The sequence below is a fragment of the Acuticoccus sediminis genome, from assembly GCF_003258595.1.
Lineage (GTDB): Bacteria > Pseudomonadota > Alphaproteobacteria > Rhizobiales > Amorphaceae > Acuticoccus > Acuticoccus sediminis.
Genome location: NZ_QHHQ01000005.1, coordinates 247,368 through 263,580, shown reverse-complemented (window position 1 = coordinate 263,580; position 16,213 = coordinate 247,368). Strand labels below are relative to the sequence as shown.

Below are 16,213 nucleotides of genomic sequence, written 5' to 3'. Positions count from 1 at the left end.
CGCTGGGTCGGGGCGCCTTCATGCCCTACCTGTCCGCGAACGCGGGTCGGAGACGGGGGAGCGGCATGGCGCAGGGGAAGAAGCCGGCGGGCCGGGCGACGGCCGCCGCCGGGCCGCGACGCACCGCGAAGGCCCGCCCGCCGCTGCAGGCGGGGCCGGACGGGGTGGTGCTCCTCGCAGGCGGCAACCCGCAGATCGCGATGGCGGACGGGGATGCGCCGGTGCAGCGGTACATCGCGGCCATGCCCGGCTGGAAGAGCGACCTCGGCCGCCGCCTCGACGCGCTGATCGTGCGGGCCGTTCCGGACGTCCGCAAGGCGGTGAAATGGAACTCGCCGCTCTACGGGGCCGAGGGAAACGGCTGGTTCCTCTCGTTCCGGGTCTTCACCGCCTACGTGAAGGTGACCTTCTTCCGGGGCGTCTCGCTCGACCCGCTGCCGCCCGGCGGGACGGACCGCAGCAAGGATTCCCGCTGGATCGACATCCGCGAGACCGACGTCCTCGACGAGGAGCGGTTCGCGGCCTGGGTCAGGCAGGCCGCCGCGCTGCCCGGCTGGGTCCCGTGAGGTCCGCGGCCCGGCCGAGGGGCCGGGTGGCTCAGACGCCTTCGCCCGCCTCGCGCTGGTAGTAGAGGAGGTCGAACGGCGGTGCCTGGCCTGTGAGGCGGGTAAGCATCGCGTGGACCTGGCCGCGATGGTGGGTCTGGTGGTTGAAGAGGTGGAGGAGGCCCGGCGCCAGCGGCTGGGTGATCTTCTCCGGCGTCGTCGCGCGCACGTAGGAGATGGTGGCCGCGAGCTCCGCGTCGGACAGGCCCTCGACCCAGGCGACGATCTCCTCGTCGAGTGCCTCGCGCACGGCCTTCAGCCCGGCGAAGTCGTCGCACGCGGTCGCGTCGAGGGCGGCCTGCGGGTAGGGCCGGCCGGTGAAGCGGTACATCCAGATCCGGTCGGTGACGACGAGATGGTTGAGCGTGCCGTGGATCGAGACGAACGCGGCGCCGCAGTCGGCGCGGTAGTCGGTGTCGGAGAGGTCCGCGGCGGCGGCGTAGGCCGTTCGGTTGGCCCAGCGGTTGTAGCGGGCCAGCATCGGGAATGCGTTCACGCCATCACCTCCTGTTGCGGTTGTAGGCTGGGCCTGTTTATAGCGAGCGCAACACAGCGGCGCGACGATCGCCCGCGACGTCACGGAACACACGCCGCGCGGCGGCAACCCTCGAGGATGAGAATGGCCATCGAACGTACCTTTTCCATGATTAAGCCCGACGCGACCAAGCGCAATCTGACGGGCGCGATCACCGCCAAGCTCGAGGAGGCGGGTCTGCGCGTCGTCGCCGCCAAGCGCGTGTGGATGTCCAAGCAGCAGGCCGAGAAGTTCTACGAGGTCCACAAGGCGCGCCCGTTCTACGAGGAGCTCACCACGTTCATGTCCTCCGGCCCGACGGTCGTGCAGGTGCTGGAAGGTGAGAACGCCATCGCCAAGAACCGCGAAGTGATGGGCGCGACCAACCCGGCCGACGCCGCGCCGGGCACCATCCGCAAGGAGTTCGCCACCTCCATCGGCGAGAACTCGGTGCACGGCTCCGACGCCGCGGAGACGGCGGCCGAGGAGATCGCCTTCTGGTTCGGTGGCAACGAGATCGTCGGCTGACACCGGCCCCCTGACTGCCGAGGCCGCCCATCCAGCGTATCGCTTCGAACCTGCGGTTCGTGGCGGGGGCGGCTGACGCGGCGGCCTTCTACTGCGGCATCGCCCCCGGCCGGCGCGTCGGGGGCACGATGGCGCGCCGATCCAGTGCGCCCGGCCGAGGGATCGCTACGGCCTTATCTGGCAGATCGTGCCGACCCGCTTCCTCGAAATTCTGGACGATCCGGATCGCGAGGGAGCCGGCCGCGCCATGGGGGGCGATGCCCGGCAGGGTGATGTTGGACATCACCGGGCTCGAATCCGCCTACAAACAGTGAAATAAAGCGTCGGCGAAATTATAAGAACGACCGATCGGGTGCGCCTTCGCACTCGCGGGGAGGATAACGATGAGCGAGACGATGACGCTGGTGGGCCGCAACCTGTCGCCCTATGCGCGGCGGGTGGCGATCTGGTGCGCCCTGCAGGGCCGCGAGCTGGAACGGCTGGACGTCGCGGCGACGGATCCGTCGCAGGCCGACATCATGAAGTCCTACCACCCCGGCATCCGGGTGCCTGTCCTGGTGCTGGCCGACGGCACGCGCCTCATCGAGTCGATGCCGATCTGCGACTGGCTCGACGATTCCATGCCGGATATGCGCCTCGTTCCGGCGACGGGGCTCGCCCGCCGCGACTGCCTGCAGCGCATCGCCCTGGCGCACTCCACCGTCGAGAAGGTCGTCTCGCTGGTCTACGAGAAGAACCGCCGGCCGGAGGAGTTCCACTGGAAGGACTGGCAGACGCGCGTCATCGGCCAGATCGAGGGCGGCCTCGCCGCGCTGGAGGAGATCACGCCGGAAGCCGGGTTCTTCGGTGGCGACAAGCCGGACGGATCCGACGTCGCGGCGGTCTGCACCTACCAGCAGGCGGAGGTGACGAACCCGTTCCTGGTGGAGGGGCGCTACCCGAAGCTCACCGCGCTCGCGGCCCGCGCGATGAAGCTGCCGGCATTCGCCGACACCTACCCGGGCTGACGCGCGGTCCCGGACGGAAGCGAGGGCCGCGCGCGACGCGGCCCGGTCCAGCGACCGGCGCGCCGGGGCGCCGGTGAAGGGAGGCCGGGCATGGCCCGGCCCGAACGCCTCGCCCTCAGGCCCCGACGCGCGCCAGCAGCTGCTGCGCGTTGATGAGGTGGGGCCGGTCCACCATCCTTCCGTCCAGCGAGACGACGCCAGCGCCGGGGTTCTCCTCGAACGCGGCGACGATGCGCCTGGCCGCGGCGACCGCCTCGGCCGACGGAGTGAACGCCTCGTTGATGACCGCGACCTGCGCCGGATGGATCGCGAGCTTGCCCAGGAAGCCGTCCGCCGCCGCCTCCCGCGACTCGCGGGCGAGACCCTCCGAGTTGCGGAAATCCGTATAGACCGCGTCGATGGGAAGGACGCCGGCGGCCTTCGCCCCGGCGAGGCACATCGTGCGCGCGAAGGCGAACGGGTCGGTGACGCGCCCGTTTTCGTCGCGCGTGCGCGACACGCCGAGCGCGGCGGAGAGGTCCTCGAGGCCCCAGGTCATCGCCGCGAGGCGGGGGCCGGCGGCATCGTAGGTGCCGAGGCCGAACATCGCCCGCGCCGTCTCGGTGGCGATGGCGAGGACCCTGGTGGCGCCGTCAGCGACGTCCTGCTCCGCCTCGTGGACGGAGAGCCTGGCGGAGAGATGCGCGACGTCCGCCCCGGTCTCGCTCTTCGGCAGGACGATCATCGCCGGGCGGGCGGCCATCACCGCGGCGAGGTCGTCGTCGACGAGGCCGGTGTCGAGCGCGTTGACGCGGATGGCGACGGTGCCCGGCGCGTCCGCCGCCGCCTCGCGCACCAGGGCGCGCGCGGCGGGCTTGCGGTCCGCCGAGACCGAGTCCTCAAGGTCCAGGATGACGACGTCGGCGCCCGAATCGTAGGCCTTGGCGAGCTTCTTCTCCGAATCGCCCGGGACGAACAGGAACGAGCGCATCAGGAGAGCGCCGGCCGGCGGGTTCGGCGGTGGGTCATCGTGGTCCTTCCTCCCTCTCGTCGCATGCGCCGTGGCCCGGTCGCGGCGGGACGTTGGCGCGCCGGCCGCGCAAGGTCAAACCGCGGGGCGGGGAGGGCGGGCCGTCGCGGCGGACGACCCTGAGGGCCGGTCAGGCCGTGCGGTCGACCGGGACGGACCAGGCCGGATCGGTGTGCTTGTCCCAGTAGAGCGCCTTCAGCCGGGCCGCCTGCGGGCCGGGCGTGCCGTCGCCCACCGGCCGCCCGTCCACCGCGGTGACGGGCATGACGCCGCCGGCGGTGGTCGTCACGATCACCTCCTCGGCGCCGAAGAGGTCGTCCTCGGTCATCGGCCGCACGGACGAGCCGACGTTCATCTCGGCGAGGAGGTCGAGGACCGCGCCGCGCGTGATGCCTTCCAGGACGTTGGTGTCGGGCGTCGACCACACGCCGTCACGGTAGGCGAAGACGTTGTAGCCCGGCCCCTCGGTGAGGTTGCCGTCGATGTCCATCAGGAGGACCGAGTCGGCGCCGTCGTCGAGCGCATGGAGGAGCGCCATCTCGAGGTCGAGCCAGTGGTAGTTCTTGGTGCGCTGGTCCACCGAGCGGCGCGAGATGCGGGCGACGTCACGCGCGATCTTGAGCGCGAGGCCCTTGGCCTGCTGCGCCTCGTTGGCGAGCCACACGTAGGGGATCGCGTAGGCGTAGAAGTTCGGGACGCACTGGCGCGGGTCGCGCGGCGCGGCGGGGTTCGGGCGGCCGCGCGTCAGGGTCATGGAGACGTAGGCGTCCTCGAGCCCGGTCAGCGCGACGAGGCGGTGGAGCGTCGCCTCCAGTTCCTCTCGCGACAGCGGCAGGGCGAGGCGCAGCCGCTCGCAGCTCGCCTCGAACCGGTCGAGGTGCCTGTCGAGGCGGAAGAAGCGGCCCTTCCACACGCCGACCACGTCGTAGGTGCAGTCCGATCGCGTGAGGCCGAAGTCGAGGACGGAGATCTTGGCGTCCTGGACCGGCACGAACGCGCCGTCGATGAAGGCGCCGCCCTGGGCCATCTTCGGGTCGGGAAGGGTCGTTTCGGCTTCGGCAAGTGCCATGGCGCGCCTCTCGGGAGCGGGGTGTGCGACGGGGCGGTATCGGACGATCAAACGCCGCCCGATGCAATAGTGGGCGGAAAATGAGGGTCATTCCGGTACTTCGCCGGCCCGCTCCGGGACGCGGCGCGGCCGAACGCCTGGGTTGTGGCGGCGATGGAGCACACCGGTCCCAAGTGGCACCCGCCGCAGCAGGGCTGTCCCGCACGGTGCCGGTGTTCACATGGCATGCAAGTGGGCTAACGTGGCCCGCAACATGCACCGGCGGGTCGTCCGCGAGGCCACGCTGTCCTCGCCTCGGCCCATGGTGCGGGGACGATCGTGGAGCCCGGGCCGGCCGCGCGGCACGCCCGGCCGGACACCCCGATCGAAGCGGATGCGCGAACCGGCTCGACGGCCGGAAACAGACCCGGGCGCGGCTCACCGACCCGCCCGAACGATGCGAGGAGAGAACCAACGATGATGAAGCTCAAGACCGCAATTGCTGCTGGCGTCCTCGCCGCGCTCGGGGCCACCGGAGCGTCGGCGCAGGACAAGATCTGCATCGGCTACCAGCTCCCGCTGACCGGCGACACCGCGCAGTACGGCCAGGGCTTCCGCAACGCGGCCGAAATCCAGCTCGAGAAGTTCAACGCCTCTGGCAAGCTGCCGGTCCCGGTGGAGATCATCTACGAGGACAGTCGCTCCGACGCCAAGGAAGGGGTGACCATCGCCCGCAAGTTCGTCGACAACCCCTGCATCGTCGGCGTCCTGGGCGACTTCACGTCCACCGTGTCGATGGCGGCCGCACAGGTCTACAGCCGCGCCGGCATGCCCCAGCTCTCGCAGACCGCCTCGCACCCGGACTACACGAAGATCTCCGAGTGGCAGTTCCGCAATATCACCACGCAGAACCAGGAAGGCCCCTACAACGCCGACTGGATGACCGAGCTCGGCATCAAGAAGGTTGCGGTGATCGCGGAGCAGACCGACTGGGGCCAGTCCGTCGTGGCGGGCTTCACCAAGCAGTTCGAGGCGGACAGCGGCGAGGTCGTCTTCTCGGAATACTTCAACCGCGGTCTGAAGGATTTCCGCTCGGTGATCACCAAGATCCAGCGGTCCGAGCCGGACGCGGTCTATACCGGCTACTTCTATGAGGACGGCGCCAACTTCCTGCGCCAGATGAAGCAGCTCGGCGTCGAGATCCCGGTGTTCTCGACCTCGGCGGCCTACAACCCGGCGCTGATCAACCTCGGCGGCGACGCGGTCAACGGCATGAAGCTCACCGTGACCTTCCTGCCGACGAGCGACGCGGAGAACGTCAAGGAGTTCGTGTCCGAGTACGAGTCGCGCTACGGCGAGGCGCCCGGCCAGTTCCCGGCCCAGGCGTTCGACGCGGTCGGCATCATGCTCGACGCCATCGTCGCCTCGTACCCGGACGTGACGCGCGAGAAGGTGCGCGATGCGCTCGCCGCGACGAAGGACTACCCCGGCGTCACCGGCGTCACGACGTTCGACGAGAACCGCGAGCCGGCCAAGGAGCTTACCAAGGCCGAAGTGATCGACGGCGCGTTCGTCGGTATCGAATGACCCCCTGGGGCCGGGTTCGCGCCCGGCCCCGCCTCAAGGCCCGGACGGCTTGATGATCGATCCATATTATCTTCAGCAGCTCGTCATCGGGCTGTCCCTCGGCATGACCTACGCGCTGATGGCGATCGGCTTCACGCTGATCTTCGGCGTGCTCAACGTGGTCAACTTCGCTCATGGCGAGGTCTACACCATCGGCGCCTTCGCGAGCCTCGTGCTCATCACCGCGTTCGCGCCGCCCTTCTTCCTCGTGGTGCTCTTCGCGCTGCTGGTCGGCGCGCTCGCGGGCTTCTCGCTGGAGCGCATCGCCTTCAAGCCGTTCCGGCGCTTCACGGACGAGGCCTCGCTGAAGTCGCGCGCGATGCGCGAGGCGACGCTGATGTCCTCGCTCGCGGTGTCCATCATCGTGCGCGAGCTGATCGAGCTCGTCTTCGGCTCGCAGCAGCAGCAGGTGCCGTTCGAGTACCTCATCAACGATCCCATCCACGTCGGTCCGGTGGTGATCACGACGGGCGACGTCATCATCTTCGTCGTCTCGGTGGCGATGCTGGTGGGGCTGCAGTTCCTGCTGACGCGCACGCACGTCGGCCTGTCGATCCGCGCCGTCTCCAACAATCCGCTGGGGGCGCGCTACGTCGGCATCAACGTCGACCGGACGATCATCATGACGTTCGTGATCGGCGGCATGATGGGCGCCGCGGCGGGCATCCTCGTCGGGCTATACTACGGCGTGATCTTCCCCGCGATGGGCTTCGTGCCGGGGATCAAGGCGTTCGTGGCGATGGTGATGGGCGGGCTCTCGTCGATCCCCGGCGCGGTCATCTGCGCCATCATCCTCGGCCTGTCGGAGAGCATCGCGGTGACGTTCATCTCGTCCGGCTGGGCCGACATCGTCGCCTACAGCTTCCTGATCCTGACCCTGATCTTCTTCCCGCAAGGGCTGTTCGGAGCCAAGCGCGAACGTGTCTGACCCCGTTTCCCGTCCCGCCATGCCGCAGGCCGGCCGCTCGCTCATGAGCCGCGTGCTGCCGCTCGTCGGCGCGCTCCTCGTGTTCGCGCTGATACCGGCGCTGCTCGCCCACTTCGGCAAGGGCTACTTCTACCAGATCGCCAACCTGGCGCTGATCTTCGTCCTGCTCGCCGCCTCGCTCCACGTGGTGACCGGCGTCGCGGGCCTCCTGCACCTGGGCCACGCCGCCTTCTACGGCGTCGGCGCCTACACGGCGGGCCTGCTGGCGTCCCACTTCGACACGACGTTCGTGCTGACGATCCCGGCGGCGGCGGTGGTCACGGCGGCGATCGCCTTCCTGGTCGCGCTGCCGACGATGCGGCTCGTTTCGATCTACTTCGCGGTCGCGACGCTCGCGATCGGGCAGATGATCTACCTCGTCCTTCTCAACTGGGTGAGCTTCACGAACGGGCCGAACGGCGTCCTCCTGTTCGGCGGCCTCAGCGTCTTCGGGATCGACCTCTCCTCGCCGACCGCGACCTACTTCGTGGTGGCGCTGGTGGTGGTCGCCTCCCTCGTCGTGATCCACCGCATCAGCCACTCCTACTACGGCAACGCATTGAGGAGCCTGCGCGAGGACGACCAGTGCGCCGACGCCATGGGCGTGCGCACCGTGGCGATGAAGATGCAGGCCTTCGTCATCTCCGCCGCCTTCGCGGGCGTCGCGGGGGCGCTCTGGGCGCACACGACGGGCTACATCGCGCCGCCCGACTTCGACTTCGCCGAATCGATCCTCATCCTGTCGATGATCGTCGTCGGCGGGCTCGGCAGCCTGCCGGGCGCGATCATCGGTGCGCTTCTCCTCATCCTGCTGCCGGAGTTCCTGCGGCCGCTGGGGGACGTGCGCAACATCATGGTGGGCTGCGTCCTGTTCTTCTCGATCCTCCTCCTGCCGCGCGGTCTGTTCGGTGAGGTGAGCGCGCTCGCCCTGGTGCGCCGCCAGCTCGGCGACGCCTGGACGACGGACGCGAAGGGCCGCGGGGTGGGCTGGCGATGAGCGACTTCCTCGTCATCGACGGCGCCACGCGCCGCTTCGGCGGTCTCACCGCGGTGGACAGCGTCTCGACCCACGTCGGGGAGGGCGAGCTCGTCGGGCTGATCGGTCCAAACGGGGCGGGCAAGACGACGCTCTTCAACCTCATCTCCGGCTTCACGCCGCTGTCGTCCGGCGAGGTGCGGTTCCGCGGCACGCGGCTGAACGGGCTGAAGCCGAACCGCATCGCGCGCCTCGGCATCGGCCGCACGTTCCAGAACCTGCGCGTCTTCCCGAACATGACGGTGTTCGACAACGTCTCGGTGGGCGCGTTCGGAACGCATCCGCAGTCGGCCTTCGCGGCGCTGCGGCGCGGCGGCAGGCGCGCGGAGGAGATTTCCGAGCGGGTGTGGCGGGCGCTGGAGCGCTCCGAGCTCGCCGGCGTCGCGACGGAGCTTGCCGCGAACCTCTCCTACGGCCGGCGCAAGTACCTCGAGATCGCGCGGGCGCTGGCGATGCAGCCCGACCTCCTCATCCTCGACGAGCCGGCCGCCGGCCTCAACGATTCCGAGACGCGCGACCTCGCAAGGTTCATCCGCTCGCTCCACGGCGACGGGCTGACCGTGATGCTGGTGGAGCACGACATGGGGCTCGTCATGTCCGTCTGTCAGCGCATCGTGGTGCTGGCGTCGGGGCGGAAGATCGCCGACGACGTGCCGGCGGTGGTCCGCAAGGACCCGGCGGTGCTCGAAGCCTACCTGGGAACGGAAGCATGAGCGGCGAAGACGACCACCTCGTCGAGATCCGCGACGTCGCGGTGAAGATGGGCGTGCAGCAGATCCTGTCGGGTGTCTCGCTCGACGTGCCGCGCGGGTCCATCGTCGCGGTGCTGGGCGCCAACGGCGTCGGCAAGACGACGCTGATGCGGGCGATCTCCGGCATCTACAAGGTGACGTCCGGCGAGATCCTGTTCGAGGGCCTGCCGATCACCAACCTCGCCTCGCACAAGATCGTCGAGCGGGGCATCTGCCAGGCGCCGGAGGGGCGGCAGATCTTCTCCAACATGAGCGTGCGGGAGAACCTGCTGCTGGGCGGCGGATCGCTCGGGATGGAGGAGCTCGACACGGTGCTCGAACTGTTCCCCGTGCTGAAGGACCGGATGGGGCAGGGCGCGGGCTCGCTCTCGGGCGGCGAGCAGCAGATGCTGTGCATCGCGCGGGCGCTGATGGCCCGGCCCAAGCTCCTCCTCCTCGACGAGCCGTCGCTGGGGTTGGCGCCGAAGCTCGTCGGGCTCATCTTCGACCTCGTGGCGAAGATCCGCGAGGAGGGGGTCTCCATCCTCATCGTCGAGCAGAACGCGCGCGGCGCGCTGAACGTGGCCGACGTGGCGCACGTGATCGAAGGCGGCACCATCGTGCTGTCCGGGCCCGCCGCCGAACTGAAATCCGATCCGCGGATCGTGGACGCCTATCTGGGAGGACACGTCCAATGAGCGAGAAGGTCGAACTGACGGACGACGAGACCGTGCCGGTCGGCCGCGACGAGACCGCCGAGGCGATCGACGCCGCGATCGCGGCACTGCCGATGCTGGCGCGGCGCAAGATCGAGGCGGAGATCATCCGCCCCATCTACACCGCGCTCGTCGACAAGATGGGCCGGGCCGAGGCGGACAAGCTCCTCTCCGGCGTCATCCGCGAGAGCGCCATCGCGCAGGGCAGGCAGATGGCGGCCGAGCAGGGCGGCGAGACGAGCCTGCAGGGCTTCATCGACCTGCAGCCGCGCTGGACCGCCCACGGCGCGCTCCAGACCGAGACGGTCCACCGCGACGCCGAGCACTACGACTTCAACGTCGTGCGCTGCCGCTACGCCGAGCTCTACAAGGACATGGGGCTCGGCCATATCGGCCACATCCTCTCCTGCAATCGCGACGGGACCTTCTGCGAGGGCTACGATCCGCGGTTGAAGCTGGAGCGGAGCCAGACGATCATGCAGGGCGCCAGCCACTGCGACTTCCGCTACCGGATGGAGCGGAAGTAGGCGTCTTTGCGGCATGGCCGACACGGAGAGGTGCGGATGAGCGAGCGGTTTGAGCGAGTGATTGCGGCGATCGACGCGGCCAACGCGGCCGACCCGAACCTCGACGAGGCGACCGGGCGCCCGGCGTCGGTCCTCTACGGCGAGCGCATGTCCGAGGAGCTCGACCGCCTTGCCCCCGACGCGGCGGAAGCGGTGAAGATCGCTGCCCGGGGCCAGCACATCGAGCGCTGGACGAGCCCGCGCGAATCCTACCCGGAGGGCAGGGCCGGCTACCTCGCCTGGCGCACGGACCTCGCGACGTTCCACGCCGGGCGCGTCACCGGCCTGATGGCCGAGGCGGGCTACGACGAGGCCGAGCGCGACGCGGTCGCGAGCCTCCTGCGCAAGGAGGGCATCAAGCGCAATCCGGACATGCAACTCCTGGAAGACGTCATCTGCTTCGTCTTCGTCCGGCACTATTTCACGCCGTTCGCGGCCAAGCACGCCGACGAGGACGTCATGCGCATCCTCACCAAGACCGCGCGCAAGATGTCGGCGGAGGCACGGGCGCGCATGGCCGAGGAGTTCGACCTCCCGCCGCATCTGGCGCCCGCCCTCGCCTGAGGCGCGGTCGGCACTTCCCTCGCCACGGACGTATTCAGGCGCCACGCGCTCCCGGGCGGAGCGCGTTCGCACGTCCGGTTGCCGGCTGGTCCCGCCGCCGGAATGAAATCGTCATCCAGGCGAGACGGCGGTGTCACAGACGGCGCCTAGGGCACGTCCGTCCGGGCGAGCCCGCTCGGGCGTGACAGACGTGCCCGCTCTCCGACCGACGGAGCGTCCGATCCGCCCTCGACCGGGTGGGGGATGCTCGAACGAAGGAGCGCCGGCGGGACGAGGGGCTAGCGATATGATGCCGATGGCGTCCGGCTCTCGACGGAGCCGATCTGCGGCGGGGCGGGACCCTGCCGTCGGGCGGCTGCGGGCCGCGTCCGGAGTGTGTTGCGCGGTCGGAGCGCTGGTCATCGGCGCCGGGGTGGCGGTTCTCGCGGCCGGTTCCGCGCCGGCGGAGGCGGCCGGCTGCGGTGATGGCGAGTGGCGGGCCTACATCGCCTTCGAGAGCGGCCAGAGGACGAAGCGCTACAGCGGCTGTGCCGCCACGGAACCCGCATGCTGGGCCTGGATCGGCCGGAAGACCGGCAGCGTGCAGGGCCGCTTCCTGACCGCCTACTGCCGCAATGACGACCGGATGGTCTACGCCAACGAATGGATCCGGCGGCGCTACCGCCAGACCCACCCGAATTAGACGCCCCGTCCTCGCCCCCGCAGTCCGGACACCGCTGCCGGGGCACGGCAACGCGGAGCCCGCCGCGGCCGGCAGGTTCAGGCGGCGGGGCCGAGGCGCGCGGCGCAGTACTTGAACTCGGGGATCTTGCCGAACGGGTCGAGCTTCGGGTTCGTCAGGAAATTCGCCGCCGCTTCGTTGAAGCAGAAGGGGATGAAGATCATCCCCGGCGTCACGTCGCGGTCGGCGCGCAGCGTCAGCGTGATCGCGCCGCGCCGGGTCTCCACGCGGACCTTCTGGCCGGGGGTCAGGCCGCCCTCGCCGATGTCCCTCGGGTGCATCGCGACGATGGCCTCCGGCTCCTGCGCGTCGAGGGCGGCGGAGCGGCGGGTCATCGCCCCGGTGTGCCAGTGTTCCAGCAGGCGCCCGGTGGTGAGGACGAGGGGGTAGTCGGCGTCGGGCATCTCGTCCGGCGGGACGAGGTCGGTCGGCACCAGCCGGGCCCGGCCCGTCGGCGTCGGGAAGGCCTCGCGGAAGATGATGTCGGCGCCCGGGAGGTCCGGTCCGGCAGAGGGGTAGGTCACCGCGTGCTCGCGGTCGATCCGCTCCCAGGTGATGTTGTCGAGCGAGTGCATGTGGCTAGCCATCTCGGCATAGACCTCGTCGACGCCGCCGTACCGCCAGTCGAGGCCGATGCCGTTGGCGAGCGCGACGATCAGCTCCCAGTCCTGCCGCGCCTCGCCAGGCGGGGCGATGGCGGCGCGGTTCATCTGCACCTGCCGGTTGGTGTTCGTCGTGGTGCCCCACTTCTCGGCCTGCGCGGAGGCCGGGAGGATCACGTCGGCGAACCATGCCGTCTCGGTGAGGAAGATGTCCTGCACCACGAGGTGGTCGAGCCGGGCGAGGGCGGACCGGGCGTGGTTCTGGTCCGGGTCCGACATCGCCGGGTTCTCGCCCATCACGTACATGCCGTTGATCCTGCCGGCTTCGACGGCGTCCATGATCTCGACCACGGTGAGGCCGGTGACGGGATCGAGGGCGCGGCCCCAGGCGTCCTCGTAGTGGGCGCGCACGTCCGGGTCCTCGACGGATTTGTAGTCAGGGTAGAGCATCGGGATGAGGCCGGCGTCGGACGCGCCCTGCACGTTGTTCTGGCCGCGCAGCGGGTGGAGGCCGGTGCCGTCGCGGCCGACCTGGCCGGTGATCAACGACAGGGCGATGAGGGCGCGGGAGTTGTCTGTCCCGTGGACGTGCTGGGAGATGCCCATGCCCCAGAAGATGATCGACCGCTCGGCGGTGGCGTAGGCGCGGGCGATGTCGCGGATCGTTTCGGCCGGGACGCCGCAGACCTCGGCCATCGCCTCGGGCGTGAATTCCATCACCTTGGCGGCGAGGGCCTCGTAGCCGTCGACGTTGGCCTGCACGTACTGCCGATCGACGAGATCCTCCGTGATGATGACGTTGAGCATCGCGTTGAGGAGGGCGACGTCGCGCCCGGGGGTGAAGACCACCGGGTGCGTGGCGTATCGCATCAGGCCCTGCCGGCGGGGATCCATGACGATGAGTTTGGCGCCCCGCTTGGCTGCGGCCTTGAAGAAGGTCGCGGCGACCGGGTGGTTCTGTGCAGGGCGTGCGCCGATGATGATGATGCAGTCCGCGTCCTCGACCGCGGTGAAGGGGGCCGAGACGGCGCCCGAGCCGACCCCCTCGATGAGCGCGGCGACCGACGAGGCGTGGCACAGGCGCGTGCAGTGGTCGACGTTGTTGGTGCCGAAGCCCTGGCGGATCAGCTTCTGGAAAAGGTACGCCTCCTCGTTGGTGCCCTTGGCCGAGCCGAAGCCGCAGAGGGCGGGGCTGCCGCGCGTCTCGAGGATGCGGGTGAAGCCTTTCGCCGCGCGCTCCAGCGCCTCCTCCCATGTGGCCTCGCGGAAGACGGAGGGGATGTCGGCGAAGGTCATGCTCGCGTCGGCCCGCTTGGGCGCATCCTCGCGGCGGACCAGCGGTCTGGTCAGCCGCTCGGGGCTGAGGACATAGTCGAAGCCGAACCGGCCCTTGACGCAGAGGCGGTTGCGGTTCGCCGGACCGTCCCGCCCGTCGACCTTGATGATGCGGTTGTCCTTGACCGAGATCTCGGTCTGGCAGCCGACGCCGCAGAACGGGCAGACGCTCTCGACCACCTTTTCGGCGACGACGGCGCGGCTGGTGGCGTCGGCGTTGAGGACCGTGCGCTCCATCAGCGCGCCGGTCGGGCAGGCCTGGACGCACTCGCCGCAGGCGACGCAGGTGGAAAGGCCCATCGGGTCGTGCGCGTCGAACGCGGGGAGCGCGCCCATCCCGCGCTCCATCATGCCGATCACGTCGTTGGACTGGACATCGACGCAGGCCCGTTCGCACAGGTTGCAGGCGATGCAGGCGTCGAGGTTGACCGCGATCGAGGGGTGGGAGTTGTCGCGGAAGATGCTCTCGACCGGGATGGCCTTGCCCGCGCCGGGGCGGGTGGAGGGGAAGCGGCGCCGGTCGCCGACCCGGGTGAGGGCGGCCTGGGTCCAGAACGGCGCGTCGGGGTCCGGGCTCGTCGCGCGGTCCGGCATGTCGGAGGCCAGCAGCTCGAAGACGAGGGCGCGGTTCTTCTCCACGCGCTCGCCGGACGTTGCGACCTTGATGCCGGCAGCGGGATGGCGGACGCAGGAGGCCGTCAGCGTGCGCTCGCCCTCGACCTCGACCATGCAGGCGCGGCAGTTGCCGTCGGGCGCATAGCCGGGCTTCGGGCGGTGGCAGAGGTGGGGGATCTCCTTGCCGAGGCGCATCGCGACGTCCCAGATCGTCTCGCCCGGGAGCGCTTCCACCTCCTCGCCGTCGAGCGTGAAGGCGATCGACTTCAGGTCCTTCGCGGGTGCGTTCATGGGACGTCCTCCGGGAAGTGTTTGATGAGGTGGGCGACCGAATTGGAGGCCGCCTGACCGAGGCCGCAGATCGAGCTGTCACGCATCACGAGCATCAGCTCCTGCGCCAGCTCGCGGTCGAGGCCGCCCGCCTCCAGCATGCGCACCATCTTGTCGGTGCCCGAACGGCAGGGCGTGCACTGTCCGCAGCTCTCGTCGCGGAAGAAGCGCATGAGGTTGAGGGCGACGTCGCCGACGGAGTCCCGGTCGGAGAGGACCATCACGGCATGGCTGCCGATGAAGCCGCCGTGCTTCTCGAAGGTGCCGAAGTCGAGCGGCAGGTCGGCCATCGAGGCCGGGAGGACGCCGCCGGAGGCGCCGCCCGGCAGGAAGGCCTTGAAGGTGTGCCCGTCCGCCATGCCGCCGCAATAGTCCTCGACGAGGCGGATGACCGGAATGCCGGCGGGGGCGAGCTTGACACCGGGCTCCTTCACGCGGCCGGAGACGGAATAGGAGCGCAGGCCCGCGTGATCGCCGCTCCACCCCTTGGAGGCGAACGCCTCCGCGCCCTCGGCGAGGATCGCCGGGATCCAGAGCAGCGTCTCGATGTTGTGGTTGAGCGTCGGCCGGCCGAAGAGGCCGACCTCGGCGATGTAGGGCGGGCGGTGCCGCGGCAGGCCGCGCTTGCCCTCGATGGACTCGATCATCGCGGATTCTTCGCCGCAGATGTAGGCGCCGGCGCCGCGCCGGAGTTCGATCGGGGCGTGGGCGGTGAGGCCGGCGCGGTCGAGCGCCGCGATCTCCCGGCGCAGGATCTCGAGGACGCCCGGGTACTCGTCGCGCATGTAGAGGTAGATGCGCTCCGCCTCGACCACCCTGGCGGCGATCAGCGCGCCCTCCAGCATGAGGTGCGGGCGGCGCTCCAGCCAGTAGCGGTCCTTGAAGGTGCCGGGCTCGCCCTCGTCCCCGTTGACCGTCATCAGCCGCGGTCCGGGGTAGGAGCGCACGACGCCCCACTTGCGCCCGGCCGGGAAGCCCGCGCCGCCGAGCCCGCGCAGCTTCGCGTCCGAAAGCGTGGCGATCGCGCCGTCGACGGTGATCTCGCCGGACAGCACCCTGGCGAGCATCGCGTAGCCGCCTCCTTCGCGGTAGGCGTCGAGGGTCTCGTAGTTGGCGATGACGGGCGACTTCGGGCCGGCGAGGGCCTCGGTCAGGCCGGCGAGGGTCGCGCGGTCGACGGCGCGGCGGCCGACGTGGGCCGCCGGAGCGCCGTCGCAGCGGCCGATGCAGGGGGCGGCGACGACGCGCACCCGTGCCGGGTCGGTCGCGGCCTTCATGGCGTCCAGGAGTGCGGCGGCGCCGGCGAGCTGGCAGGCGAGACCGTCGCAGATGCGCACCGTCACCGACGGCGGCGGCCGCTCGCCCTCCTTCACGATGTCGAAGTGGTGGTAGAAGCTCGCCACCGAGTGTACCTCGGCCTGGGAGAGGCGGAAGATCTCTGCGAGCGCGGCGATGTGGCGGGCGTGGATGTAGCCGACCCGGTCCTGGACGACGTGCAGCGCCTCGATCAGGAGGTCGCGGCGGATGGGCATGGGACGCAGGATGGCTCGGACATCCTCGACGGTCGCCTCGTCGACCTGGCGGCCCTTCGGGGCGCTCGGATTGCGCCGGGCGGGTCCGGAACGCGGTCCGCGACCCGCCGAGTGATCAGCGGAACGTCCGTCCATGTCCATCAGTGTGCGCGTCCATCGCT

Annotated in this window: 17 protein-coding genes; 11 read left to right on the top strand and 6 right to left on the bottom strand. The window is 70.1% G+C overall.

Translation table 11 applies throughout. The annotated features are described in order from the left end of the window. The first annotated feature begins 65 nt into the window (after positions 1-65). On the top strand, positions 66-566 hold the full coding sequence (locus tag DLJ53_RS22855) for a DUF1801 domain-containing protein (RefSeq protein WP_111349522.1): 501 nt from the start codon (positions 66-68) through the stop codon (positions 564-566). Positions 567-597: 31 nt separating this feature from the next. Here the strand turns inward: DLJ53_RS22855 and DLJ53_RS22850 are convergent, their stop codons facing one another. Next, positions 598-1,101 (bottom strand): DinB family protein, encoded by a 504-nt coding sequence (locus tag DLJ53_RS22850; RefSeq protein ID WP_244935139.1) that lies wholly within the window; start codon positions 1,099-1,101, stop codon positions 598-600. 123 nt (positions 1,102-1,224) lie between these two features. Here DLJ53_RS22850 and ndk point away from each other — a divergent pair, with 123 nt between their 5' ends. Beyond that, the gene (gene ndk, locus DLJ53_RS22845) at positions 1,225-1,647 is read left to right on the top strand and encodes a nucleoside-diphosphate kinase (protein WP_111349521.1); all 423 of its coding nucleotides are present in this window, start codon (positions 1,225-1,227) and stop codon (positions 1,645-1,647) included. Positions 1,648-1,735: 88 nt separating this feature from the next. Here ndk and DLJ53_RS22840 read toward each other — a convergent pair whose 3' ends face one another. Next, on the bottom strand, positions 1,736-1,930 hold the full coding sequence (locus DLJ53_RS22840) for a hypothetical protein (protein WP_111349519.1): 195 nt from the start codon (positions 1,928-1,930) through the stop codon (positions 1,736-1,738). Between the two features lie 100 nt (positions 1,931-2,030). On the opposite strand from DLJ53_RS22840, the gene DLJ53_RS22835 reads away from it, so the two are divergent. Beyond that, positions 2,031-2,654, top strand: coding sequence for a glutathione S-transferase family protein (locus DLJ53_RS22835; RefSeq protein WP_111349518.1), 624 nt, complete (start codon positions 2,031-2,033; stop codon positions 2,652-2,654). 115 nt (positions 2,655-2,769) lie between these two features. On the opposite strand, the gene DLJ53_RS22830 is transcribed toward DLJ53_RS22835, so the two are convergent. After that, positions 2,770-3,624, bottom strand: a complete 855-nt coding sequence (locus DLJ53_RS22830; protein WP_111349516.1) for an HpcH/HpaI aldolase/citrate lyase family protein — start codon at positions 3,622-3,624, stop codon at positions 2,770-2,772. Positions 3,625-3,793: 169 nt separating this feature from the next. Continuing rightward, a complete protein-coding gene (locus tag DLJ53_RS22825; RefSeq protein WP_111349514.1) occupies positions 3,794-4,732 on the bottom strand; it encodes an aminotransferase class IV in 939 nt (312 codons plus the stop codon). A gap of 456 nt (positions 4,733-5,188) precedes the next feature. On the opposite strand from DLJ53_RS22825, the gene DLJ53_RS22820 reads away from it, so the two are divergent. From DLJ53_RS22820 to DLJ53_RS22785, 8 genes are all read left to right on the top strand, one after another. Next, positions 5,189-6,298, top strand: coding sequence for an ABC transporter substrate-binding protein (locus tag DLJ53_RS22820; protein ID WP_111349513.1), 1,110 nt, complete (start codon positions 5,189-5,191; stop codon positions 6,296-6,298). A gap of 52 nt (positions 6,299-6,350) precedes the next feature. Further along, the gene (locus DLJ53_RS22815; protein ID WP_111349511.1) at positions 6,351-7,265 is read left to right on the top strand and encodes a branched-chain amino acid ABC transporter permease; all 915 of its coding nucleotides are present in this window, start codon (positions 6,351-6,353) and stop codon (positions 7,263-7,265) included. After that, positions 7,258-8,301, top strand: coding sequence for a branched-chain amino acid ABC transporter permease (locus tag DLJ53_RS22810; protein WP_226579632.1), 1,044 nt, complete (start codon positions 7,258-7,260; stop codon positions 8,299-8,301). Before DLJ53_RS22815 ends, DLJ53_RS22810 begins: the two co-directional genes overlap by 8 nt. Continuing rightward, a complete protein-coding gene (locus DLJ53_RS22805) occupies positions 8,298-9,053 on the top strand; it encodes an ABC transporter ATP-binding protein (RefSeq protein ID WP_111349510.1) in 756 nt (251 codons plus the stop codon). Before DLJ53_RS22810 ends, DLJ53_RS22805 begins: the two co-directional genes overlap by 4 nt. Beyond that, positions 9,050-9,769, top strand: a complete 720-nt coding sequence (locus tag DLJ53_RS22800; RefSeq protein ID WP_111349508.1) for an ABC transporter ATP-binding protein — start codon at positions 9,050-9,052, stop codon at positions 9,767-9,769. Before DLJ53_RS22805 ends, DLJ53_RS22800 begins: the two co-directional genes overlap by 4 nt. Continuing rightward, on the top strand, positions 9,766-10,314 hold the full coding sequence (locus DLJ53_RS22795) for an L-2-amino-thiazoline-4-carboxylic acid hydrolase (RefSeq protein ID WP_202913303.1): 549 nt from the start codon (positions 9,766-9,768) through the stop codon (positions 10,312-10,314). The genes DLJ53_RS22800 and DLJ53_RS22795 overlap by 4 nt, the downstream gene beginning before the upstream one ends. 36 nt (positions 10,315-10,350) lie before the next feature. Beyond that, positions 10,351-10,917, top strand: a complete 567-nt coding sequence (locus DLJ53_RS22790; RefSeq protein ID WP_111349507.1) for a DUF4202 domain-containing protein — start codon at positions 10,351-10,353, stop codon at positions 10,915-10,917. Between the two features lie 412 nt (positions 10,918-11,329). After that, the gene (locus DLJ53_RS22785) at positions 11,330-11,599 is read left to right on the top strand and encodes a hypothetical protein (protein ID WP_111349505.1); all 270 of its coding nucleotides are present in this window, start codon (positions 11,330-11,332) and stop codon (positions 11,597-11,599) included. Between the two features lie 77 nt (positions 11,600-11,676). Here DLJ53_RS22785 and fdhF read toward each other — a convergent pair whose 3' ends face one another. Together fdhF and DLJ53_RS22775 are read right to left on the bottom strand one after the other, a co-directional pair. After that, positions 11,677-14,481 (bottom strand): formate dehydrogenase subunit alpha, encoded by a 2,805-nt coding sequence (gene fdhF, locus DLJ53_RS22780; protein WP_111349504.1) that lies wholly within the window; start codon positions 14,479-14,481, stop codon positions 11,677-11,679. After that, positions 14,478-16,187 (bottom strand): NAD(P)H-dependent oxidoreductase subunit E, encoded by a 1,710-nt coding sequence (locus tag DLJ53_RS22775; RefSeq protein ID WP_111349918.1) that lies wholly within the window; start codon positions 16,185-16,187, stop codon positions 14,478-14,480. The genes fdhF and DLJ53_RS22775 overlap by 4 nt, the downstream gene beginning before the upstream one ends. Between the last annotated feature and the right edge of the window lie 26 nt (positions 16,188-16,213).

Bases quoted from the DNA above. Each gene is read 5' to 3' on its own strand.
- DLJ53_RS22800 (WP_111349508.1), top strand. From the start codon at position 9,050: ATGAGCGGCGAAGACGACCACCTCGTCGAGATCCGCGACGTCGCGGTG.
- DLJ53_RS22840 (WP_111349519.1), bottom strand. From the start codon at position 1,930: ATGTCCAACATCACCCTGCCGGGCATCGCCCCCCATGGCGCGGCCGGC.
- DLJ53_RS22825 (WP_111349514.1), bottom strand. From the start codon at position 4,732: ATGGCACTTGCCGAAGCCGAAACGACCCTTCCCGACCCGAAGATGGCC.
- ndk (WP_111349521.1), top strand. From the start codon at position 1,225: ATGGCCATCGAACGTACCTTTTCCATGATTAAGCCCGACGCGACCAAG.
- DLJ53_RS22805 (WP_111349510.1), top strand. From the start codon at position 8,298: ATGAGCGACTTCCTCGTCATCGACGGCGCCACGCGCCGCTTCGGCGGT.
- DLJ53_RS22795 (WP_202913303.1), top strand. From the start codon at position 9,766: ATGAGCGAGAAGGTCGAACTGACGGACGACGAGACCGTGCCGGTCGGC.
- DLJ53_RS22775 (WP_111349918.1), bottom strand. From the start codon at position 16,187: ATGGACGGACGTTCCGCTGATCACTCGGCGGGTCGCGGACCGCGTTCC.
- DLJ53_RS22790 (WP_111349507.1), top strand. From the start codon at position 10,351: ATGAGCGAGCGGTTTGAGCGAGTGATTGCGGCGATCGACGCGGCCAAC.
- fdhF (WP_111349504.1), bottom strand. From the start codon at position 14,481: ATGAACGCACCCGCGAAGGACCTGAAGTCGATCGCCTTCACGCTCGAC.
- DLJ53_RS22820 (WP_111349513.1), top strand. From the start codon at position 5,189: ATGATGAAGCTCAAGACCGCAATTGCTGCTGGCGTCCTCGCCGCGCTC.
- DLJ53_RS22835 (WP_111349518.1), top strand. From the start codon at position 2,031: ATGAGCGAGACGATGACGCTGGTGGGCCGCAACCTGTCGCCCTATGCG.
- DLJ53_RS22855 (WP_111349522.1), top strand. From the start codon at position 66: ATGGCGCAGGGGAAGAAGCCGGCGGGCCGGGCGACGGCCGCCGCCGGG.
- DLJ53_RS22815 (WP_111349511.1), top strand. From the start codon at position 6,351: ATGATCGATCCATATTATCTTCAGCAGCTCGTCATCGGGCTGTCCCTC.
- DLJ53_RS22830 (WP_111349516.1), bottom strand. From the start codon at position 3,624: ATGCGCTCGTTCCTGTTCGTCCCGGGCGATTCGGAGAAGAAGCTCGCC.